The 19,944-nt window shown below is 43.4% G+C and carries 27 protein-coding genes; 14 read left to right on the plus strand and 13 right to left on the minus strand.

The genetic code is table 11. The annotated features are described in order from the left end of the window. From C1A09_RS06485 to metK, 9 genes are all read left to right on the plus strand, one after another. Window positions 1-309, plus strand: a complete 309-nt coding sequence (locus tag C1A09_RS06485) for a TraL conjugative transposon family protein (protein WP_005809197.1) — start codon at window positions 1-3, stop codon at window positions 307-309. After that, on the plus strand, window positions 290-1,708 hold the full coding sequence (traM, locus tag C1A09_RS06490) for a conjugative transposon protein TraM (RefSeq protein ID WP_005809196.1): 1,419 nt from the start codon (window positions 290-292) through the stop codon (window positions 1,706-1,708). Before C1A09_RS06485 ends, traM begins: the two co-directional genes overlap by 20 nt. A 54-nt stretch (window positions 1,709-1,762) precedes the next feature. Then, window positions 1,763-2,821 (plus strand): conjugative transposon protein TraN, encoded by a 1,059-nt coding sequence (gene traN / locus C1A09_RS06495; RefSeq protein WP_005809194.1) that lies wholly within the window; start codon window positions 1,763-1,765, stop codon window positions 2,819-2,821. 2 nt (window positions 2,822-2,823) lie between these two features. Then, the gene (locus C1A09_RS06500; RefSeq protein ID WP_005809192.1) at window positions 2,824-3,399 is read left to right on the plus strand and encodes a conjugal transfer protein TraO; all 576 of its coding nucleotides are present in this window, start codon (window positions 2,824-2,826) and stop codon (window positions 3,397-3,399) included. A gap of 8 nt (window positions 3,400-3,407) precedes the next feature. Continuing rightward, complete coding sequence (locus C1A09_RS06505; protein ID WP_005809191.1) at window positions 3,408-4,298, plus strand: DUF8464 domain-containing protein; 891 nt, start codon at window positions 3,408-3,410, stop codon at window positions 4,296-4,298. 11 nt (window positions 4,299-4,309) lie between these two features. Then, window positions 4,310-4,816 (plus strand): DUF3872 domain-containing protein, encoded by a 507-nt coding sequence (locus C1A09_RS06510; protein ID WP_005809189.1) that lies wholly within the window; start codon window positions 4,310-4,312, stop codon window positions 4,814-4,816. After that, the gene (locus C1A09_RS06515) at window positions 4,813-5,340 is read left to right on the plus strand and encodes a glycoside hydrolase family protein (RefSeq protein WP_005809187.1); all 528 of its coding nucleotides are present in this window, start codon (window positions 4,813-4,815) and stop codon (window positions 5,338-5,340) included. Before C1A09_RS06510 ends, C1A09_RS06515 begins: the two co-directional genes overlap by 4 nt. Before the next feature lie 160 nt (window positions 5,341-5,500). Beyond that, a complete protein-coding gene (locus C1A09_RS06520) occupies window positions 5,501-6,292 on the plus strand; it encodes a hypothetical protein (protein ID WP_005809185.1) in 792 nt (263 codons plus the stop codon). Next, on the plus strand, window positions 6,279-7,337 hold the full coding sequence (gene metK / locus C1A09_RS06525; RefSeq protein ID WP_005809183.1) for a methionine adenosyltransferase: 1,059 nt from the start codon (window positions 6,279-6,281) through the stop codon (window positions 7,335-7,337). The genes C1A09_RS06520 and metK overlap by 14 nt, the downstream gene beginning before the upstream one ends. A gap of 102 nt (window positions 7,338-7,439) precedes the next feature. Here metK and C1A09_RS06530 read toward each other — a convergent pair whose 3' ends face one another. Genes C1A09_RS06530 through C1A09_RS06565 form a run of 8 tightly spaced genes read right to left on the minus strand, consistent with a single transcriptional unit; the run spans window position 7,440 to window position 10,864 of the window. Then, on the minus strand, window positions 7,440-7,748 hold the full coding sequence (locus tag C1A09_RS06530; RefSeq protein WP_008645427.1) for a hypothetical protein: 309 nt from the start codon (window positions 7,746-7,748) through the stop codon (window positions 7,440-7,442). 53 nt (window positions 7,749-7,801) lie between these two features. Further along, entirely contained in the window at window positions 7,802-8,107 is a 306-nt protein-coding gene (locus tag C1A09_RS06535) for a DUF6956 domain-containing protein (protein ID WP_080594362.1), read from the minus strand. Further along, the gene (locus tag C1A09_RS06540) at window positions 8,047-8,277 is read right to left on the minus strand and encodes a DUF3873 domain-containing protein (RefSeq protein ID WP_005809176.1); all 231 of its coding nucleotides are present in this window, start codon (window positions 8,275-8,277) and stop codon (window positions 8,047-8,049) included. Before C1A09_RS06540 ends, C1A09_RS06535 begins: the two co-directional genes overlap by 61 nt. Window positions 8,278-8,298: 21 nt before the next feature. After that, window positions 8,299-8,556 carry a DUF8466 domain-containing protein gene (locus tag C1A09_RS06545; RefSeq protein WP_005809172.1) on the minus strand — a complete coding sequence of 86 codons (258 nt, stop codon included), beginning with the start codon at window positions 8,554-8,556 and terminating at the stop codon, window positions 8,299-8,301. A gap of 24 nt (window positions 8,557-8,580) precedes the next feature. Continuing rightward, window positions 8,581-9,864 carry a PcfJ domain-containing protein gene (locus C1A09_RS06550; protein WP_036872219.1) on the minus strand — a complete coding sequence of 428 codons (1,284 nt, stop codon included), beginning with the start codon at window positions 9,862-9,864 and terminating at the stop codon, window positions 8,581-8,583. Beyond that, entirely contained in the window at window positions 9,861-10,289 is a 429-nt protein-coding gene (locus C1A09_RS06555) for a PcfK-like family protein (protein ID WP_005809166.1), read from the minus strand. Before C1A09_RS06555 ends, C1A09_RS06550 begins: the two co-directional genes overlap by 4 nt. A 16-nt stretch (window positions 10,290-10,305) precedes the next feature. Beyond that, entirely contained in the window at window positions 10,306-10,521 is a 216-nt protein-coding gene (locus C1A09_RS06560; RefSeq protein WP_005809164.1) for a hypothetical protein, read from the minus strand. A gap of 7 nt (window positions 10,522-10,528) precedes the next feature. Then, the gene (locus tag C1A09_RS06565; RefSeq protein WP_005809162.1) at window positions 10,529-10,864 is read right to left on the minus strand and encodes a hypothetical protein; all 336 of its coding nucleotides are present in this window, start codon (window positions 10,862-10,864) and stop codon (window positions 10,529-10,531) included. Between the two features lie 450 nt (window positions 10,865-11,314). Between C1A09_RS06565 and C1A09_RS16305 the strand changes: the two genes are divergently transcribed. From C1A09_RS16305 to C1A09_RS06590, 4 genes are all read left to right on the plus strand, one after another. After that, window positions 11,315-11,476: a hypothetical protein gene (locus tag C1A09_RS16305; RefSeq protein WP_180949186.1), complete on the plus strand. Its 162-nt coding sequence runs from the start codon at window positions 11,315-11,317 to the stop codon at window positions 11,474-11,476. 486 nt (window positions 11,477-11,962) lie between these two features. Further along, the gene (locus C1A09_RS06580; RefSeq protein ID WP_101542998.1) at window positions 11,963-13,249 is read left to right on the plus strand and encodes an NAD(P)/FAD-dependent oxidoreductase; all 1,287 of its coding nucleotides are present in this window, start codon (window positions 11,963-11,965) and stop codon (window positions 13,247-13,249) included. Window positions 13,250-13,304: 55 nt separating this feature from the next. Further along, window positions 13,305-13,742, plus strand: a complete 438-nt coding sequence (locus tag C1A09_RS06585) for a DoxX family protein (RefSeq protein ID WP_101542999.1) — start codon at window positions 13,305-13,307, stop codon at window positions 13,740-13,742. 138 nt (window positions 13,743-13,880) lie between these two features. Then, window positions 13,881-14,435 (plus strand): DUF3332 domain-containing protein, encoded by a 555-nt coding sequence (locus C1A09_RS06590; protein WP_101542862.1) that lies wholly within the window; start codon window positions 13,881-13,883, stop codon window positions 14,433-14,435. Between the two features lie 90 nt (window positions 14,436-14,525). Here the strand turns inward: C1A09_RS06590 and tamL are convergent, their stop codons facing one another. Next, entirely contained in the window at window positions 14,526-16,838 is a 2,313-nt protein-coding gene (tamL, locus tag C1A09_RS06595) for a translocation and assembly module lipoprotein TamL (protein ID WP_101542863.1), read from the minus strand. Window positions 16,839-16,981: 143 nt separating this feature from the next. Here tamL and C1A09_RS06600 point away from each other — a divergent pair, with 143 nt between their 5' ends. Next, window positions 16,982-17,743, plus strand: coding sequence for an RNA methyltransferase (locus tag C1A09_RS06600; RefSeq protein ID WP_101542864.1), 762 nt, complete (start codon window positions 16,982-16,984; stop codon window positions 17,741-17,743). Here the strand turns inward: C1A09_RS06600 and C1A09_RS06605 are convergent. Genes C1A09_RS06605 through C1A09_RS06620 form a run of 4 tightly spaced genes read right to left on the minus strand, consistent with a single transcriptional unit; the run spans window position 17,694 to window position 19,931 of the window. Continuing rightward, window positions 17,694-17,945 carry a hypothetical protein gene (locus C1A09_RS06605; protein ID WP_101542865.1) on the minus strand — a complete coding sequence of 84 codons (252 nt, stop codon included), beginning with the start codon at window positions 17,943-17,945 and terminating at the stop codon, window positions 17,694-17,696. The genes C1A09_RS06600 and C1A09_RS06605 overlap by 50 nt on opposite strands. Beyond that, complete coding sequence (locus tag C1A09_RS06610) at window positions 17,945-18,877, minus strand: DUF4296 domain-containing protein (RefSeq protein ID WP_101542866.1); 933 nt, start codon at window positions 18,875-18,877, stop codon at window positions 17,945-17,947. The genes C1A09_RS06605 and C1A09_RS06610 overlap by 1 nt, the downstream gene beginning before the upstream one ends. Then, on the minus strand, window positions 18,874-19,548 hold the full coding sequence (locus C1A09_RS06615) for a lipoprotein signal peptidase (RefSeq protein WP_101542867.1): 675 nt from the start codon (window positions 19,546-19,548) through the stop codon (window positions 18,874-18,876). Before C1A09_RS06615 ends, C1A09_RS06610 begins: the two co-directional genes overlap by 4 nt. Window positions 19,549-19,550: 2 nt before the next feature. Further along, a complete protein-coding gene (locus C1A09_RS06620; RefSeq protein WP_004290962.1) occupies window positions 19,551-19,931 on the minus strand; it encodes a TraR/DksA family transcriptional regulator in 381 nt (126 codons plus the stop codon). Window positions 19,932-19,944: the final 13 nt, after the last annotated feature.

Genomic DNA, 19,944 nt, shown 5'->3' on the forward strand with positions numbered 1-19,944 from the left:
ATGAAGAAAATCAGAAAATCATTTTGGCGTGCGTACTGGAGGATCCACGACAAAAAGAAAATGCTGGTGGCAAGGCTCAAAGGCTATCTGGACGGTTTGCCCCCGAAGACACGCAAACGCATCGTGCTGGCGATGCTCGCCGCTTTCGCGGTGCTTGCCCTCTACACCTTCGGCAAAGCCGTCTATGACATCGGCAGGAATGACGGCAGCCGGATAGCAACAGACCATGCCGGACAGGTGGAACTGTCCGTAAAGCCGGACAACAATCATAATGTAATACTTTATTTATATGGAACAGACGAAGAATGAACCTAAAAACGAGAACAAGGCGGCTCCCGACAACGGGAAACCGAAGAACCGACGCCAAGCCGAGAGCCATCAAGCCTGCTTGAATGGCCAAGGCGCGAAGGAGGAAGGCAAAGCCAAGGAGCGCAAGCCGCTGACCGAAGCCCAAAGGCTGAAACGTCAGAAAATGATAGTGCTGCCCGCTATGGTGCTGGTATTCATCGGGGCGATGTGGCTGATATTCGCCCCATCTTCCGACAAGGAGCAGCAACCGGGGACGGGAGGTTACAACATCGAAATGCCCGACGCAGACAAGGCGAACCGTCAGATTATCGGCGACAAGGCGAAAGCATACGAACAGGGGGCGATGGAGGAACGGCAGGAGAACCGCAGCCGCGCCATGCAGGAACTGGGCGATATGTTCGACCGCGAGGTGGCGGAAACGGACAGCGGCAGGGACTTCGACCTTGCCAATCCCGGAGGAACGGAAGAGAACGTGAAGTCCGCACCGAAGACCATCCAATCCTCCGCAGCCGCCTACCGCGACCTCAATGCCACGCTCGGCAACTTCTATGAGCAACCGAAGAACGACAATGCGGAAATGGATGAACTGTTGGAGCGTATCGCCTCGCTGGAATCGGAATTGGAAAGCGAGAAAGGCAAGGTGTCCGCTATGGATGACCAAGTGGCACTCATGGAGAAGTCCTATGAACTGGCGGCAAAGTACATGGGCGGACAGAACGGCACACAGCCACCTGTCGGACAGGCGGCAGAGCCTTGCCCCGTGCAGAAAACCGGAAAGAACACGGCTGCACCTGTCAGGCTGGTGGCGCATCAGGTTGTATCCTCGCTCTCACAGCCGATGAGCAACGCCGAGTTTGTCGCCTCCTTCTCGCAAGAGCGTAACCGCAGTTTCAATACGGCGGTGGGCGTCACGACCGTATCGGACAAAAACACCATATCGGCGTGCGTTTATGGGGCGCAGAGTGTGACGGACGGGCAGGCTGTCAAGCTCCGTCTGTTGGAGCCGATGGCGGTAGCGGACAAAATCATCCCCCGTAATGCGGTGGTGGTAGGCACGGCAAAGATTCAGGGCGAACGGCTTGATATTGAAATCACGTCGCTGGAATATGCTGGTACGATTATCCCGGTAGAGCTGGAGGTGTATGACACGGACGGGCAGCCCGGTATCTTCATTCCGAACTCTATGGAAATGAATGCCGTTAGGGAGGTTGCCGCCAACATGGGCGGATCGCTGGGCAGCAGCATCAATATATCCACCAACGCAGGGGCACAGCTCGCCTCCGACTTGGGCAAGGGGCTGATACAAGGCACGAGCCAGTATATCGCCAAGAAGATGCGTACCGTCAAAGTGCATCTGAAAGCCGGGTACAAGGTCATGCTCTATCAGGACAGAAATTGAAAACAGAAAAAGCAACAACAATCCAATTTTTATTTACCACTAAAATCCAAAGTAATGAGAAAAGTAATCATCATGTTTGCCCTCGCTATGGGCATCGTAACTGCCAACGCGCAGGAGAACGTAACCGTTGGAACGGACAATGGAAGTGAACCGACGAACGAAGCGAGAGCAGAGGCAAGCTCGCTTGACTATGCCTTGCAAGGAGGAGGAAGGCAAAGCCAACAACCGACCTTGACAAAGGAGGTCTATCCGCAGAAGGAGGCGGACGGCGACCTGTATCACGGGCTGACAAAGAAGCTGACCTTCGACCGCATGGTTCCCCCGCACGGTTTGGAAGTGACCTACGACAAGACCGTCCACGTCATTTTCCCCTCGGAAGTGCGTTATGTCGATTTAGGCTCGCCCGACCTGATTGCGGGCAAAGCCGACGGAGCGGAGAACGTCATCCGCGTGAAAGCTACCGTGAGGAACTTCCCGAACGAAACCAATATGTCCGTTATAACGGAGGACGGTAGTTTCTATACCTTCAACGTGAAATATGCAGCCGAACCGCTGCTGCTCAACGTGGAGATGTGCGACTTCATCCATGACGGCGAGAAGGTAAACCGCCCGAACAACGCGCAGGAAATCTATCTGAAGGAACTGGGTAGCGAAAGCCCGATGCTGGTGCGCCTTATCATGAAGTCCATCCACAAGCAGAACAAGCGCGAGGTGAAGCACATCGGCTGCAAGCGATTCGGCATCCAGTACCTGCTTAAAGGTATCTACACGCATAACGGTTTGCTCTATTTCCATACGGAGATAAAGAACCAGAGCAACGTGCCTTTCGATGTGGACTACGTCACATGGAAAATCGTGGACAAGAAGGTGGCGAAGCGTACCGCCGTGCAGGAGCAGATCATCTTGCCGCTCCGTGCGCAGAATTACGCCACGCTCGTGCCGGGCAAGAAGAGCGAGCGCACGGTATTCACGATGGCGAAGTTCACCATCCCCGATGACAAATGCATCGTGGTGGAACTCAACGAGAAGAACGGAGGTCGCCACCAGTCTTTCGTGATTGAAAACGAGGACTTGGTACGTGCCAATACCATCAACGAACTTCAAGTGCGCTGACCATGAGAAAGTACATCGCAATAATCATCGCGTCGCTTGCCCTGTGTACGGGGCAAGCGCACGCCCAGCGATGCCTGCCGAAGATGCAGGGCATCGAGGTCAGGGCGAATATGGCGGACGGCTTCAATCCCGGCGGCAACGACGGCGGATACAGTTTCGGGGCGGCTCTTTCCACCTACACGAAAAAGGGGAACAAATGGGTGTTCGGTGGCGAATACCTGTTGAAGAACAACCCTTACAAGGACGGGAAAATACCCGTGGCGCAGTTCACGGCGGAGGGCGGATACTACTTCAAAATACTTTCCGATGCCCGAAAAATCGTGTTCGTCTATGCAGGGGCTTCGGCTCTTGCCGGATATGAATCAGTGAACTGGGGCGAGAAGGTGCTGCATGACGGCTCCACGCTCCATGACCGGGACGCCTTCATCTACGGTGGTGCGCTGACGCTCGATATGGAGCTTTACGTGGCTGACCGTATTGCTCTGCTTGCCAATCTCCGGGAGCGTTGCCTGTGGGGTGGCGACACGAGGAAGTTTCATACGCAGTGGGGCGTGGGCATCAAGTTTATCATTAACTAACGCACTGCATGGAACGGACGGAAATCGACGCCATGAGGCAGATACCCCTTGCGGACTTCCTCGCACGGTTAGGACATGAGCCTGTCCGAAGAAGCGGCAACGAGTTGTGGTATCGTGCGCCATACCGCAATGAGCGCACGCCCTCTTTCCGTGTGAACGTGGCAAAACAGCTTTGGTACGACTTCGGAACGGGCAAGGGCGGTGACATCTTCACGCTTGCCGGGGAGTTTATCGGAAGCAACGACTTCATGGAACAAGTGAAGTTCATAGCGGAAACCGCCAATATGCCTATGCCTGTTCCCGAAGTGAGTAAACCGACTTTCCTGCCTAAACGGTCAGAACCTGCCTTTGAGGGTATGGAAACCGCCCCACTGCTTCATTCTCCACTGACGGACTATCTGGCGGAACGTGGCATCCCTTACGGCATTGCATCCCGGTATTGTTGCCGACTGAATTATAGAGTGCGTGGCAAGCGGTATTTCGCCGTCGGTTTTCCGAACGTAGCGGGCGGCTTTGAAATCCGCAGCCGTTTTTTCAAAGGCAGCGTGCCTCCGAAGGATGTGTCGCTGGTCAAAATGGAAAGTTCTCAGGCTGATGTGTGCAGCGTGTTCGAGGGCTTCATGGACTTTCTTTCCGCCGTCACGCTCGGATTGGAAACGGGCGACTGCCTTGTGCTGAACTCCGTCGCCAATGTGGAAAAGGCTATGAGGTATCTGGACGGTTACGGGCGCATAGACTGTTACCTCGACCGTGACGAAGCCGGACGGCGGACGTTGGAAATGCTGAAAGGACACTATGGGGAACGTGTCTGTGACCGTTCCGCCCTCTATGACGGTTGCAAGGACTTGAACGAGTATCTGCAACTGACAACGAAAAAAGAAATGAACAATAACTTATAAATCAAAAGACAATGAACATACTGAACAACAAGAACAAGAGAATATCAATCTTCAAGGCGTTGGCACTCTGCCTGTTCGCCGCCGTGTCGCTCACGCTTATTTCGTGTGACGACGATATGGACATCCAGCAATCCTATCCTTTCACGGTGGAAACTATGCCTGTGCCGAACAAAGTGACGAAGGGACAGACGGTTGAAATACGCTGTGAGCTGAAAAAGACGGGCGACTTCGCCAATACCCTCTATACTATCCGGTATTTCCAGTTCGAGGGAGAAGGAACGCTGAAAATGGACAACGGTATCACGTTCCTGCCCAATGACCGCTACCTGCTCGAAAACGAGAAGTTCCGGCTGTACTACACGGCGGATGGTGAGGAGGCGCACAACTTCATCGTGGTAGTGGAGGACAATTTCGGCAACTCCTATGAGTTGGAATTTGACTTCAACAACCGAAACGTGAAGGATGACGGGGTTATCACTGTTGTCCCCATCGGGAACTTCAAGCCCCTTACACGATGATGCGTGTATTCATGGCTATCCTCTGTTCGCTTCTGACGGTCTGTTCCGTGTCCGCACGGGACAGCCGCCATGAGGGAACGGACGGGCAGGCGGCTATCTACCGGCTGCCACCATTCGAGAGGGCAGTACGATGCACGAAGTATTTTGAGGGCTGGCATTCGGAAAAACATCACCCGTATGTAGGATATGGACATCGGTTGCAGCCGGGCGAAAGGTATTCGGCACGCACCATGACGAAGCGGCAGGCGGACGCGCTTCTGCGGAAAGACCTGCGGAAGTTCTGCGCGATGTTCCGGCAGTTCGGGAAGGATTCGCTCTTGCTTGCCACGCTCGCCTACAATGTCGGTCCGTACCGTCTGTTGGGAAGCGGAAAGATACCCAAAAGCACGCTGATCCGAAAGTTGGAGGCAGGCGATAGGAACATCTATCGGGAGTATATCGCTTTCTGCAACTACAAGGGTAAACGTCATGCCATGCTGCTCAAACGGAGAAAGGCGGAGTTTGCGCTACTGTATGTACCATAAAAAGTAAGTGTCCGACAACATAAACTCCGATGAAGTTGGGGATGCTTTATCGGAGTTTATGTTATATCAATATTTTAATTGATGGTCAGTACTTGATTTTACAAGTGACTCATTCAAGTAGTTTCGCTTTTTTCATGTAACTTTGCAAAAAATAAAGGATATGGATAGACAATTACCGTATGAGATAAGCTACAAGACGATTGCTTTTTGGCGCAATATCGAAAATGGATTCCTCTGGAGTACATTCATATGTTCAATATTACTCCAAACGTTCCAAATAAATTGTATAAGCCATTCATTAGATTCTATAAAATGGATTGCTAATTTGTTTAATGTTTTGAATTATATTTCTATTATAGGGTATGGTATATTATATATAATCGTAGAAATTATAATGCAACCTATGGCTGCTAATGAAAGACGGAAAGGATTTATCGACAATTCATTAGGCACGAAATTGCTGGAAAAGCCAGTTTTGAATTATTACGATAATGATTCTATTGAGAAAGGACCATATAAAATGTTGGTTAATTGTTATGAGAATTGTTTTTTTACATATAATATCATTAAAGTGATGTTGCCTAAAATGGCAATAAAGAACACAATACTATTTGGTTTGCTTTTGATATTTGCATACTACGGAATAAAAGATAACGTCGTTGCCATACCATTCTTGCAACTATTTTTATCGTCATTGTTCTTAATAGAACTGATATACCACATAGCATTCTTTTTTAGATTAAAGAATTTGTGTGATAAATTCAAACAAATTTTTAGCACACCTAAATCAACTAAAAATAAAACTATTCAGGATGCTATATATATGGTACTTGAATATGAAACGACATTGGCATATAATAAATCTCCGAATAGTAATTCTGTGTACAAAAAACTAAACAATAAATTAACAGAAGAATGGAGCTGTATAAAACAGAATTATGATATTCGATAATTTAGACAAATATACAACAGAAAGTGTATTACAAGGACATCCCGATAAAATATGCGACCAAATAAGTGATGCTCTTTTGGATGCTTTCTTGATGCAAGATTGTAATGCCCATACAGCAATAGAATGCTTGGGAAGTGGTAATAATTTAATTGTTGCTGGAGAAATTAGTACTCAAAATAAAAGGGTTGATATTGAGAAAATTGTCAATGATGTATATCAATCCATAGGCTATTGTGAAAAATTAAACATACTGAACTTTTTGACTTCACAATCAAGACAACTAAATGATGCTGTTATGAACGGTGGAGCTGGCGACCAAGGTATTGTGTATGGTTATGCTATAAACAATCAATATAATTATCTTCCGTATGGTGTATATTTATCTAATTTAATAGCCAAAGAGATTGATACGTATAGAAAGAGCGTAGATTATCTCCTCCCTGATGGGAAAGTACAAGTCACAATTAGCGAAAATAATCTTGAACAATTGATAATCAATGTACAGCATAAGGAGAATATTCATCCAGATTTCATTGAAAATGAAATAAAACAGAAGGTTTTAACTCAACTGATTGATTGTATAAATGTAGATATTCAGATAAATAGGAAATCAAAATTTTATAAAGGTGGGTTTGTTAACGATACAGGATTAACTGGTCGTAAAATAATGATAGACACTTATGGCGGTTTGGTAACACATGGCGGAGGTGCTTTTTCTGGAAAGGATCCGAGCAAAATAGATAGAAGTGCTGCTTACATGGCTCGATTTGTTGCAAAAAACATAGTCGCAAACGGATTAGAAAAAGAATGCAAAATAGCAGTGGCTTATTTGTTTGGAGAAGAACAGCCTACCATGCTAAATGTTTCCACAGACAAAGAATCCAATTCTACAAAATTGAAACAATTTATTCTATCAAAATTCGATTTTAGACCTAATGCAATAATTGAGTTGTTAAAATTAAAGAATCCTATATATCAACCAACTTCTATATACGGACATTTCTCTAATCCTAATTACAATTGGGAACAAATCATATCTTTATAAGACTGGTTTTATCGAAGATTGGCACAGAGGTTTCTTTGCTACTTTCTTTGTCCGCCATCATGCTCACTGAAAGAAAGTAGGGCGGCTTTCGCCGCCCACCTCTCAAAAACGGGTGTAAAGCCCCGTCACCATCGTGAACATTTCCTCCAGCATATCGCAATATATCCCCTCGTGCGTTTCAATGTCCTTCGTCTTACACTCGAATGTCTTTTTACTGAACGTCCTGCGGTAGAAGCGCATATTGTAGAGGTCTGCCCCTGCATCATAGATGATGTCAAGGCGGTTGGCACTCGTCTTGTTCCTCGCAAGGCTCATGCGTAAGCCGTTGCCCATGTCTATGAAGTCTTTGCTTCCCGTCATGGCGGCAAAGCGTCTGCCACCTATCTGCTCCAAAATCGTCTTTGCTATCATATTCATTCTTCTTTGGGTGTTATGTTCGGGCGGTGCGGACACCGCCTAAACGCTCAAAATTCTGTTTTCTCGGCTATTGGTGTGTTCCGTTCCAACCATGTTTTCACACACTCCATATTGTACTCGCTCGTTATGACTGCCGTGTGGCTGTCAATGGCGGTAAACCGACTGCTCTCATAGTCCTCTATCCACCCTTTAAGGGTTTCCACTCCCCACGCTTCGGCATCGTCAAAGATGCCGTCCAATTCCGTGATAGGCTTGCCGAACTTGACTATCAGCGTTTGGTAGCCTGCTTCGTTCATTGCTTGTCCTCCTTTCCTCTTTTTGCCGTCAGCCACTTGTCCCGTGTGGCTCGGCACTCGTCCAACGTGGGTTTCACACAAGAGAACAATTCCCCGTCCGTGTGGCGGTAGTCGTATTGCACAAGTGTCCGCTTGCGTCTGCCGATGCCTGTTTGGAACTTCTCGTATTTCTCTGTCCCTGCTTTCGTGCAGGTGCTTACTCCGTTGATGGTCATCCGTGTACTCATAATCGTTGTTTTTTTAGATGGTTAGAAATGTACTGACAAAACTCTGTTCTGCATCACCATTTCGGGATTGCTTGTGTAGCGTTGGTGCATGTAGAAATGGTGTGAGCCGAAGCCGTAAAGGAAGAACTTGTCAAGTTCGTGCTTCTCGGCAAAGTCCTTGACACTTGCCCTTAACTGCTCCTCACTTTGACAAAAAGTGAGGAGGTTCATAAACTCAAGGAACATCGTGGGAATTTTATCGTCCCACAAGCAAACCATACTTTCAAATCTTACTTCCATATTGTTCTGTATTATAGGTTAATGTTATGCTGCGTTCATCCGCTGACGGATAAGTTCGGTATTGTCCTCCACAAGCCGGATGATGCGGTCATGGTACTCGGTATTGGAATTGCATACCCCTCTGCTCTGTACCACTTTCAGCGTTTTCAGTGACACTTCTATCGTTTCAATCCGTTTGCCGTCAATGGTGGCGGATAGGATAAGGGAGTTTGCCTTGTTATGATAACCGCCCACACAATGGTGCATCATCCGTCCTTCCTCTACCATTTCCTCAACGCTCTCTATGACCTTGATGCAGATAAGGCTGTCAGAGAACACAAGTCCGAAGAAGATGCCTTTGGCTTTCAGATAGTTCTTCTCGTCTTCAATCGCCTTTTGCCGTTGCTGTTCCGTCCGCTCACGCTCCCTTTGCAGGTTGCGTTTTCTCACCAACTTATCGTGTTCCGCTTTGAGGTCGGCAGGGCAGACGTATTTCGGGCTGTTCGTGTCCTTGCCAAAATGACGCAGGAGGTCAATGGTGTCGCACCATACGGAGCCGTCCGAAATGGTGTAACCGTTGCGGATGCAAATCTTGACGGATGCCCAATACCGTCCCATATCAAAGGAACTACGGATATAATGCCGCAACATGGCATATTGCCCTGCTTTCAAGAGTGTTTCGGCTCGGCTGTCGGAAAGGATAGCCGTGAAAAGGTCATACGGCAGTGTGTTGTGATAGTCCCCATTGAAGCCGTTGCGTTTCAGTTCGGGGATGAAACGCTGTCGGGGATAGGTACACATAGGTGCTATATCGTATGCGTGAAGCCTGTTGTTCTTGCGTACCTCCATGTCGCTGTATTCAGACCATTGGTCATAATACAACATTGACATTCCACGCAGTCGGGCAACGGTCGTTGTCTTTCCATCGGGCGAAATCCACCTCTGCACCACTTCATAAATGGAATACTCGGCTGCCTGCCCTGCCTTGTATCGGGACTTGACGAAGAAGAAGCGTATCACTTGGTATTGCTTGCTGGTGGTGACGATGGAGAAGTATTCGTTTTCGCTGAAAACGCTCTTTCGGGTGCGCAACGCTTCCAATGACATACCGCAATGGGGGCAGGTACATCCGCAAAGGGTGTCCGCAAGGTCGTGGTCGCTCTTCCACGAATGTCCGCACTCAGTGCAGATGTTCGTGCCGTCCGCTCTCTTGATTGCGTAATGCTTGAAGCAATGGCGGAAAGCGTATGCCTTTTGCGTGGCGGTCAATCTCGGTAGTCGCTTGCTCAGCCGTGCGACTTCCTGCTGTATCTGTGTTCTCGGTTTCATAAGCCTAAATCAAATAATGAGGGTTGTTGTACTTCTTGGGTGGTCGCTTTGGTGGCGGTTCTCGGCTTGTTGCGGTTCTGCAACTTGCGGACTTCCTCCTCTTGATATTGTCGGAGAGCCTTCTGACGTGCCTCCGCCTTTTCCTCTGTGGTGAGTTCCACCACGTGGTTCACGGCTATCTGACACTGGATAGGCTTGCCCACCTCTATCTCGTTCTCGTCATAGTAGTGTACGGCTTGTCCGTATATCTCCCCGTCCGTGAAGCCGTTGCAACCGCTTTTCTGCACATAGTTCAGAATGTAGGTCACGCAGTCATCTATGTTCTTGGCAGGGTTGCGGTAGTTCTTCGCAAAGAGCGCATCTTCCGCTGCACGTTGCTCCAAATACATCTGTATCGTTCTCTTGAAATGGTCTGTCGTTTTCATATCGCTGTCGGTAAGATTAAAGGGTGAATAACCAAAGGATGAAGCCGAATAAGGCGATTGTGGAGAGGATAGCCACGATTATGCCTATCGCCACTCGGAACACTCCGTTTACTATCTCTCTGACGATGCCCCAAAGGATGCCGGATACCCAAAGGACGATGCGCATGATTAGGGTGCATATCGCAAGCCCTATGTATTGCGCCACTTGTTTGAAGTCTGCCGTTGCTGTCATATCCTCGCTATTTTTCAAGTTCTACAATGTTGTCTATCCTGCCGTATAGGTATCTGCGAAGTCCGGTCTTGTCTGTTGCCTTGTATTCCGTCCAATGTCCGTATTGGCACACGATAAACGTGCGGAGTACATCGGAGAAGTCAAACCTCCAGCCTTGCAGGAGTATTGCGCTCTTGAAATAGGTGTTGCTGTTCACGTTGCGTGTAAGCCAATCCTTTTCCTCTCGGTTCATCTGTCCTCCGTTGTTCAGTTTCTCACGAAGAATGTAAACCTTACTGCCTTTTAGTGCTTCCAATGTTGGCACTTCCCAAGCCACGAATTTTGTTGCCATTGTTGTTCCCATATCCGTTCTGTTTTTGATTTTTTGTTTTTAATGCGGATTCAAGAGCTGAGGGAGTTGAGTTTCAAACTATCTTATCTGCCTCTCGTTTATCCGACATTTTTTTTATGCGTCTTTCTGTCGCATCGGTCGTTTTCGTTTCGGGTGCTTAAAAAGGTAGGGATTAGGGAATGCAAGTTTTTTCGGGAAAAATACTACCCGAAGGGCTGGAGATTTTTCCCGAAAACAGGAGGCTTGACCTTGCTTTCCCGTCAAATCCCGGAGTTACCTTTGCGCCCAGAACGGAAATGACTGCCTGATGCGACTCACTGAAAGGCGCGAAAATGGAGGTAAACGGAAGTAGAGGCAGATTAGACAGAAAACTTCAAAAGAGAAATCCGTGAAAAAAGGAAGTCCCCCCAAAAAAGGACATAGTCGGTAGCGTGAAACCGGGCAAACCACCTGCAAGGAAGTATGGTTTTATCTGTCTGGCCGGACGTGTCGGGGCGGGCAGATAAAATCATTCTTCCCGGTTTGCCAGCTGTGGGTGACGGCTTGTTCCATTTATGGGCAAACGGTCATACACGGCTTTCCGCTTCCGGCTCAAAAGAACAGCGAAAAAGAAAAATCATCTGAAAAACCGTAAAAGCACCTCTTCGGCATAAGCACAAAAGAAATGGGCCTTGCCTCATCAGTCTAAACTGTCGTTTAGGCGTGAGGCAAAGCTCTTTTCTCCGCTTATGCAGTAGTCGGCACACGTTCGTTCAAAATCCTTTTGGGCGATGGTGTGCCGACGAATAAAGCCGCTTTTACGGAAAAACTTGTATGAGATAGAAAAAAATCAGGGAGATTCATATCAAAATCTCCCGTTTTATTGTTACTTTTGCATACGAAGAGTTCTTTGAAGGTTACGCAACGCGCAGAAGAATAATGCAGCAGATAACTAACTAAATCGTAACCTATTACTATCATGAGCGATTAACATATGCTCATTTCCAATAAAATACACTATTTTCGTAACTTCGGCAGACAAAACTACATATTTATATATTATACAATCTTGCAATAGAACATTCTTTCGTTTTCAGTGTTTCTTTAATATGAACAATGAACGACTTGAATATGAAAACAGCAATGGATATCCCAGATAAAGAAGGACGAAAACGATTAGTAATCGTCGGTGGCGGTTTTGGGGGACTAAAACTTGCTAGAAAATTAAAAAGTAATAAGTTTCAAATAGTTTTATTAGATAAGAACAATCACCATATCTTCCAGCCTTTACTTTATCAAGTAGCTACAGCAGGTATCGAACCGAGTGCTATTTCCTTTCCCTTTCGAAAAATCTTTAAAAGACGAAAACATTTTCATCTACGGATTTGCGTAGCAGAACGCATTATCCCCCAAAATTCCCTGTTGGAAACATCTATCGGTACATTAGCCTACGATTATCTGGTAATTGCTACTGGATGTGACACCAATTATTTTGGTAACAATGATATGGCTAAACGAACTATGGCTTTAAAAAATACTTCGGAAGCTTTGTTTAATCGTAACCAAATATTAGAGAGTTTTGAACATGCTCAAAATACTAGCGATGAAGAAGAACGTAAACGACTCATGACATTTGCGATTGTAGGTGGCGGAGCCACAGGTATCGAACTAGCAGGTGCTTTGGCAGAAATGAAGAAATTTGTGTTACCACAAGACTATCCCGATTTGAATATCAACGAAATGCGTATTATTCTGATAGATGGTGCTTCCCGACTTCTATCTGCTTTTTCAGAAAGATCCTCAGAAGACGTAACTGATTATTTGAAAAAACGGGATGTTGAAATCAAGCTTGATGTACGCGTCAACAGTTACGAAAACAACCTATTGATGTTAGGTGACAACACTTCTATAGAAACTAAGAATGTCTTTTGGGTAGCTGGCGTAAAAGCCAATAGTCTCCAAGGACTACCTTCTGAAGTTTACGATCTAGGAAACAGATTAAAAGTCAATAGTTTCAATCAGTTAAATGATTATCCTAACATTTTTGCTATTGGAGATACAGCCTTTATGACCTCTACTGAATATCCTAAAGGGTATCCGCAAGTGGTACAACCCGCTATTCAGCAAGCCAAAAATCTAATATATAATTTACATCGTATAGTAGACGGGTTACCTTTACGGACATTCGAGTATCATAATAAAGGTTCTATGGCAACCATCGGACGTAATCATGCAGTAGTAGAGCTTAAGAAACTACGTTTCGGCGGTTTTATAGCATGGATAATATGGTTATTTATTCACCTGATGAGCATCGTGGGTGTGAAAAACCGTCTATTTATCTTCACAGACTGGATGTGGAGTTATTTCACATACGACCCATCCCTACGTATTATCATCAAACCACTGAAACGGGAATAAACATTTACTCATAAAAATTTGTTATAATACTATATCAACTTAAAAACAAATGAATATGCTTTATCGATTTTTATTTCCTACCAGACCGAATGAAACTTATATATCATTAATCTTATTAATAGTCAGAATTATATTTGGTGTACTACTGATGAACCATGGCATTGAGAAGTGGTCAAACTATCAAGAACTGTCCACTGTATTTCCCGATCCACTGGGTATAGGCGGTCCCCTGTCTTTGGGATTAGCTATTTTTGGAGAAATGGCTTGTTCTATGGCATTTATAATAGGATTCTTATATAGATTAGCAATGCTTCCCATGATATTTACAATGTGTATAGCATTTTTTGTCATTCATGGTAATGATCCATTTGTGGTGAAAGAGCTTGCCTTCATATATTTAGTAACATTTGTCCTTATGTACATAATAGGGCCAGGTAAATTTGCCGTAGATCATTGGATTGCTAAATCTGTGTTAGCAAAAAGAGAGAAATAAACTACTTTTATTTTACAAATAGTACATTTTGTACTTTCTTTGTGAGGCATTTTAAGAAATATATATATATTTGCAAATGTTTAAAACTACTAATGAGATATTAATCTCAATAAACACAGTAAAATAAAGAAAGTGATTATGAAAAAGTTCAATTTGAAAATGGCTGCAACTGTAATGGTTTGTGGAGCTTTTCTTTTCAGTTCTTGTATTGGTTCTTTCGGATTGCATAGCAAACTGGTAAATTGGAACCAGGGTATTGGTAATAAGTTCGTTAACGAACTTGTGTATCTTGCGTTCAACATCATTCCGGTATATGGTGTATGTTATTTGGCTGATGCTTTGGTCATCAACTCTATTGAATTCTGGAGTGGAAGTAATCCTATGGCAAGTGTAGGTGATGTGAAAAAAGTGAAAGGCGAGAACGGTAACTACTTGGTAGAAACTCTCGAAAATGGTTATTCCATTACTAAAGAAGGTGAAACTGTCTCTATGGAATTAATCTATGATAAGAACTTGAATACTTGGAATGTCGTTACTGATGGTATAAGTACTGAGTTGCTGCAAATGAACAATAATGGTACTGCACAAATAACTTTACCCAATGGCGAAGATTTAACTGTTACTTTGGATGCACAAGGTGTAGCTGCTGCACGTCAAGCAACAATGATTAATACTTATTATGCCGCAAGATAAATAAAAATTAGAAATTGAAGGCTACACAATGCTAATGAATTGCGTAGCCTTTATTTTTTAATCTTCATTTTTCATCAATTTCTCACTTTTTTAGAACGGATATCCCACTGCAAAATGGAAAGCAAAATCTCGACTGAATTTTGGATGAATAATGGGATAACGATCCTTTCCTGTCTCATAAACTGGATTGATGGCTTTCATACCACCGTCAAAGCGCAGAACAAAAAAATCAAGATCCAGACGTAATCCCAAACCATATGCTACAGCTATCTGCTTATAAAATTTATTAAACTTAAATTTACCACCCGGCTGATCTTTATAATCACGCAATGTCCAAATATTACCCGCATCTACAAAGACGGCACCTCTGAATTTCCAAAACAGACGCGTACGATACTCTACATTTACATCCAATTTTATGTCCCCCGATTGGTTCATGAAATTTCTATCCCCAGGAAAAGCACCCGGTCCCAAATCACGGACAGACCATCCACGTACACTGTTGGCACCACCTGAGAAATAACGCTTTTCAAACGGAACAATAGTTGCGTTACCGTAAGGAATAGCAATGCCCGCTCCTACATGAAACGCTATGGAATTACGATTATCGATAACTACATTTTTTGCAAAATCAAAATCACCTCTGAGGTATTGTGCGAATGGGATACTTAAAAGAGAATACTCTCCTTCACCGTTCTTCTTCATATTCGCCATTTTAGCAAATACATAAAGTAAATTACCCGCAGACTCAAAATTAAAACGGATGGAATAAGAATTACCGATAACTGTGTTATTCATCAATGCTTGTCCAGCACTATTATACGTAAAGCCATAACCTGTACGTACAATCAAACGATCATCATAGTTATATTTCAGAATATAGTTCTGTTCATTTTCTAAATATTTCTCACGAAACTCATTTGAAATGGAAGGCATGTACAAATAGTTTATATCCAGAATATCAATACGGTGTTGTGCACGTTGTCGTTGCAATCCCCACTTATAGCTCCAGTTCGCCGACGCTACTATACGTGAAAACTCCGGACGTATCTGATAATTGTATTGTACACCAAACTCGGTAGTAGCACGAATTTTCCTTCTAAAGTCATTAGATAAAAACGGAAATAAAAAACGTGGAAAGTTAATGGTAGCCTCTGCACCCAACTCAGTATAGTCTTCATGGTTATATCCACCTTGTATACCAGATACGGCTTCGTAAGCCCCACGCAGTTTCACCATAAAGGTTTCCGAACTCTTGAACATATTCCGATTTTGGAATGAAACAGATGCAGCGGCTCCTAGATCACCTGCAGAGTTAGTTCCTTCTAACTCAAATGATACAGATTTGTGCTTGCTTTTTGTCAACATCACATACACATTCAGTTTAGAAGTATCTCCTATTTGAGTTTCAGAAAAACGGATATTAGTATATTTCAAAGCCTGCAAACGCCCAAAATTAGAATATGTACGTTGTACATCTTGCTCATTATACAAACTGCCAGGTACAATACGAAGATTATTGGTCAATACTTTAGGACGTAGATACAATTTATCTTTGTAGTAGATAGGAAACCCTTTATAGTGCACAGAATCATTAACTTCTATACTACTCAAAGCAGAAGCTTCTAAGACATTGTAGTCTGTTATAAAATTCACCTTATCAATATAGTATTGGCGATGATTTTGGGGTACATCATCATTACGTTGTTTATAAGGCAATAAATGCATGGTCAGATCTACCAGATAAGTATTTTTGACTGTATCTGCCGTATAAGAAATATATTCCTTATTGAATTTATAATAACCATTACGCAGAAGATTATCGGTAATACGTTGACGTTCTCCATCCAACAAATTTACATCAAAAAACATTCCTTCCGACAGATATGTTGCTGCAGAATCATGACACATGTATTCCTTGATTTTATCATCTTGGATATCATATCTTATAGAACGTATCTTATAAGGTTTCCCACTCGTTACTCTATAAATCAATTTTAACTTTTTCTTTTTGATATGCCGCACAGGTTCTACCGTAGCCCCCATATATCCCATGTTTTGTACGGCTTTCCTCATTTCCTCACCGGAACGATTAGTTTCTTCCTCATTATAGATTACTGGAGCATCTCCTAACTTACGCAAAGTACGGTTTATCCAACGTGTAGAGTCACTTCCCGACCAGTTGTAAACATACAACTGAGTCTTCATCAAACTGAACCATTTGGAATTAGGATTTTGACGGACATACATGGAAAGACTGGAAGGTTTAATTTCCTTATTATCTGTCTGTATACGCACTTCATCCAACAAATACGAACCCTCCGGCACGTATTTCGTGGCAGAACAAGATGCTAATAAAAGTACGACGGTTACAAATAGTACGTAGCGGAAACCTTTCTTCATACTCTGTGATTGATTGCGCATAAACTGCTACAAATATAGTCCTATTTTTTCTGTTCTCGAAATAAAAACACCGGAAGAGTGGAGAGTTTTTGATTATATAGAAATAATCGTGTACTTTTGTCAAACTATAACATTTTACTTTTATGGCACTAAGTAAGAACCGTATTAAATATATTCGTTCACTGGAATTGAAGAAAAATCGTAAAGCAGAAAAGGTATTTCTGGCAGAAGGTCCTAAATTAGTAGGTGATTTACTGGGACATTTTAATTGCCGTTTTTTGGTAGCCACAGCTGAATGGATTTCAGCTCACAGGGAATTACCAATAGAAGAAGTGAATGAGGTTTCAGAAGAAGAATTATCTCGTGTCAGCTTTTTAAAAACTCCTCAACAAGTATTGGGAGTATTTGAACAACCGGACGAGATATTTGATGTATCAGTTATTAACCATTCTCTCTGCTTGGCATTAGACGATGTGCAAGATCCCGGAAATCTCGGAACGATTATCCGTCTAGCAGACTGGTTTGGAATTGAACACATTTTCTGTTCTCTTAATACAGTAGATGTTTATAATCCTAAAACCATTCAAGCTACAATGGGAGGTATTGCACGGGTAAAATTATATTATACGTCCCTACCAGGACTGATCAGTTCATTAAAAGACACTCCCGTATATGGTACATTTCTAGATGGAGAAAACATATACTCTCAACCCCTTTCCGCACACGGTTTAATTGTGATGGGAAATGAAGGAAACGGTATTAGCAAAGAAATAAAGCGACTCATCAACCGGAAACTGTATATCCCTAATTATCCCTCAAACCGAGAAACTTCTGAGTCATTAAATGTTGCGATTGCTACAGCAGTTGTTTGCGCCGAGTTCCGAAGACAGGCTGCATCATTGTAATATCAAAATTAGAAATATAGACAGCAGATAATTTTTCTTCTGTTTGTACAAGATAAATAGCACCGGGAAGCCATTCTATATCTTCCATTTCTTCTGTCAATGGAAAAACATTCACTACATACCCATTTTCCACTTCCACCACATGTTGTTTCAAACAATCATGCTTTGGGAAAATTATAAAATGGGAAGCATATCTTTTCATTACTTACTCGTATTTTTACGTAGTTGCGGACGCAGACGCAACTCATTCCGTCGAATATTCTTTTCCTCCACGCTTTTTATTTCCAAAGGCTTCACCGACTTTTCAGCAAGTGTATCTTTTTTAGCGTTCTCTACTGCTATACTATCTTTTTTAACATTGAACAACGTATCTGTCGCATGATAACGCATCAACGAAATTTGGTCTACTAATAAAGATTGAACGGTTTTCTGCATGGGATAATAAATAAAACCACGAACCTCTTTTATCTTTCCAAATGTATCGGCAGTCAGAGTAAGGGTTTCTGTTATCGGTTCTTTTATTTTCAGTAAATCATTAATTGTATCTTTATCATAAAGGATCTGCATCGCCATCAACGGAGCAAGCACACTATCCGGTTTACCGTTATTAAAACGGAAACGAACTGTCCACTTCAAAGTATCTCTATCCTTAAAGTTAGTATCAACAGGAAGAATAAAAGCAATCTTATTATCCAAAGGCATTCCTGTCAACTCATAAACATGCTGCCATATCCACACGTCAATGCTATCACCGGGTAGTGATTCTTTGGGTTTATTATCACGTAAAGCGATTAGATGATTAATGCCATCCCTCTGACTTTTCAGCCGTTGGTTCACCTTTTCATAAACTTTGGTAAGAACATCCGGATGACGAGCATACCATACCATCGAAGTATCAAAATCAGCCTGAGTAATGCCATGTTTCTTATAAACTGACTCAATGTACAATACTCGCTTATAACTCTCACCATAAGGAATATCCTCCCCTAGTGCCTTAGCTATGTGGAAGTCATAAAGCACGTTTTCCATCTTGGCGTCCGACAAAACAGTCTTCGGTCTTTTCACCTGACAAGCTGTCAAACAGAACACCAAAAGAATTATACTACACCATTGAAATCGTTTTTTTCCTTTCATGATTTACTCACAACATGATAGGCCTCATTCAAATATTTACTGTAAAACAACAATAAAGCTATAATACCACAACTTATGGCTGCATCAGCAAAATTGAAAATAGGGCTAAAGAAAATGAAATGGTTTCCACCAACAAACGGCATCCATTGGGGCCATGTTGTGTCAATGATGGGAAAATAAAACATATCCACCACTTTTCCGTAAAACAATGGAGCATATCCACCACCTTCAGGCATAAATGTAGCCAACTGCGAGTAGGTACTTTCATTGAATAGCACACCATAGAATATACTATCGATAATATTGCCCAATGCACCTGTCAGAACAAGAGAAATACAGACTATAAAACCTGTTTTCAGACCTTTCTTTATAAACTTATACAGAAACCAGCCTATTATTGCTACCGCAACGATACGGAATAAAGTCAGGAATAATTTTCCGAATATCTCCATGCCAAAAGCCATACCGTTATTTTCGGTGAAGTAAATATAAAACCAAGTAGGAGGTTCCGCATCCACTATACCGAATTTCTCATAAATCCACTTGATAACATTTTCACTCTGATGCCAATACATCTGTGTCTTGACAACCACTTTAATTACCTGGTCGACAATCAACACCGAAAATATAACGAGTAAAGCAATCCGCCCTTTCGTAAAAAATTTCTTCATCCTTATTTCTTGCCGTTGTTTTTAGCTTCTATGCTTAGAGTAGCATGAGGCACTGCACGCAAACGTTCAGCAGGAATCAACTTACCGGTTTCACGACAAATACCATACGTTTTATTCTCAATACGTACCAATGCAGCCTGAAGCCCCTGAATAAACTTAAGCTGACGTTGCGCCAAACGTGTAGTTTCTTCTTTAGACAAGGTATTGGCCCCTTCTTCCAAAACTTTATACGTTGGTGATGTATCATCGGTATCATTACCGTCTGCACCTGTCAGGCTAGCTTTCAATAATTCATAATCACGTTGAGCCAACTCTAACTTTTCCATAATAATGGCGCGGAATTCTTCCAATTCAGCATCCGAATATCTTGTTTTTTCTGCCATAACAATGTGTTTT

It is taken from the genome of Bacteroides cutis (assembly GCF_900241005.1).
Lineage (GTDB): Bacteria > Bacteroidota > Bacteroidia > Bacteroidales > Bacteroidaceae > Bacteroides > Bacteroides cutis.

Bases quoted from the DNA above. Each gene is read 5' to 3' on its own strand.
- C1A09_RS06540 (WP_005809176.1), bottom strand. From the start codon at position 8,277: ATGAGTACACGGATGACCATCAACGGAGTAAGCACCTGCACGAAAGCA.
- C1A09_RS06610 (WP_101542866.1), bottom strand. From the start codon at position 18,877: ATGAAAGGAAAAAAACGATTTCAATGGTGTAGTATAATTCTTTTGGTG.
- C1A09_RS06515 (WP_005809187.1), top strand. From the start codon at position 4,813: ATGATGCGTGTATTCATGGCTATCCTCTGTTCGCTTCTGACGGTCTGT.
- C1A09_RS06550 (WP_036872219.1), bottom strand. From the start codon at position 9,864: ATGAAACCGAGAACACAGATACAGCAGGAAGTCGCACGGCTGAGCAAG.
- traN (WP_005809194.1), top strand. From the start codon at position 1,763: ATGAGAAAAGTAATCATCATGTTTGCCCTCGCTATGGGCATCGTAACT.
- C1A09_RS06615 (WP_101542867.1), bottom strand. From the start codon at position 19,548: ATGAAGAAATTTTTTACGAAAGGGCGGATTGCTTTACTCGTTATATTT.
- C1A09_RS06485 (WP_005809197.1), top strand. From the start codon at position 1: ATGAAGAAAATCAGAAAATCATTTTGGCGTGCGTACTGGAGGATCCAC.
- C1A09_RS06555 (WP_005809166.1), bottom strand. From the start codon at position 10,289: ATGAAAACGACAGACCATTTCAAGAGAACGATACAGATGTATTTGGAG.
- C1A09_RS16305 (WP_180949186.1), top strand. From the start codon at position 11,315: ATGGTTTTATCTGTCTGGCCGGACGTGTCGGGGCGGGCAGATAAAATC.
- C1A09_RS06600 (WP_101542864.1), top strand. From the start codon at position 16,982: ATGGCACTAAGTAAGAACCGTATTAAATATATTCGTTCACTGGAATTG.
- tamL (WP_101542863.1), bottom strand. From the start codon at position 16,838: ATGAAGAAAGGTTTCCGCTACGTACTATTTGTAACCGTCGTACTTTTA.
- C1A09_RS06605 (WP_101542865.1), bottom strand. From the start codon at position 17,945: ATGAAAAGATATGCTTCCCATTTTATAATTTTCCCAAAGCATGATTGT.
- C1A09_RS06565 (WP_005809162.1), bottom strand. From the start codon at position 10,864: ATGGGAACAACAATGGCAACAAAATTCGTGGCTTGGGAAGTGCCAACA.
- C1A09_RS06545 (WP_005809172.1), bottom strand. From the start codon at position 8,556: ATGGAAGTAAGATTTGAAAGTATGGTTTGCTTGTGGGACGATAAAATT.
- C1A09_RS06520 (WP_005809185.1), top strand. From the start codon at position 5,501: ATGGATAGACAATTACCGTATGAGATAAGCTACAAGACGATTGCTTTT.
- C1A09_RS06580 (WP_101542998.1), top strand. From the start codon at position 11,963: ATGAAAACAGCAATGGATATCCCAGATAAAGAAGGACGAAAACGATTA.
- traM (WP_005809196.1), top strand. From the start codon at position 290: ATGGAACAGACGAAGAATGAACCTAAAAACGAGAACAAGGCGGCTCCC.
- C1A09_RS06500 (WP_005809192.1), top strand. From the start codon at position 2,824: ATGAGAAAGTACATCGCAATAATCATCGCGTCGCTTGCCCTGTGTACG.
- C1A09_RS06590 (WP_101542862.1), top strand. From the start codon at position 13,881: ATGAAAAAGTTCAATTTGAAAATGGCTGCAACTGTAATGGTTTGTGGA.
- C1A09_RS06620 (WP_004290962.1), bottom strand. From the start codon at position 19,931: ATGGCAGAAAAAACAAGATATTCGGATGCTGAATTGGAAGAATTCCGC.
- C1A09_RS06585 (WP_101542999.1), top strand. From the start codon at position 13,305: ATGCTTTATCGATTTTTATTTCCTACCAGACCGAATGAAACTTATATA.
- metK (WP_005809183.1), top strand. From the start codon at position 6,279: ATGATATTCGATAATTTAGACAAATATACAACAGAAAGTGTATTACAA.
- C1A09_RS06560 (WP_005809164.1), bottom strand. From the start codon at position 10,521: ATGACAGCAACGGCAGACTTCAAACAAGTGGCGCAATACATAGGGCTT.
- C1A09_RS06510 (WP_005809189.1), top strand. From the start codon at position 4,310: ATGAACATACTGAACAACAAGAACAAGAGAATATCAATCTTCAAGGCG.
- C1A09_RS06505 (WP_005809191.1), top strand. From the start codon at position 3,408: ATGGAACGGACGGAAATCGACGCCATGAGGCAGATACCCCTTGCGGAC.
- C1A09_RS06530 (WP_008645427.1), bottom strand. From the start codon at position 7,748: ATGATAGCAAAGACGATTTTGGAGCAGATAGGTGGCAGACGCTTTGCC.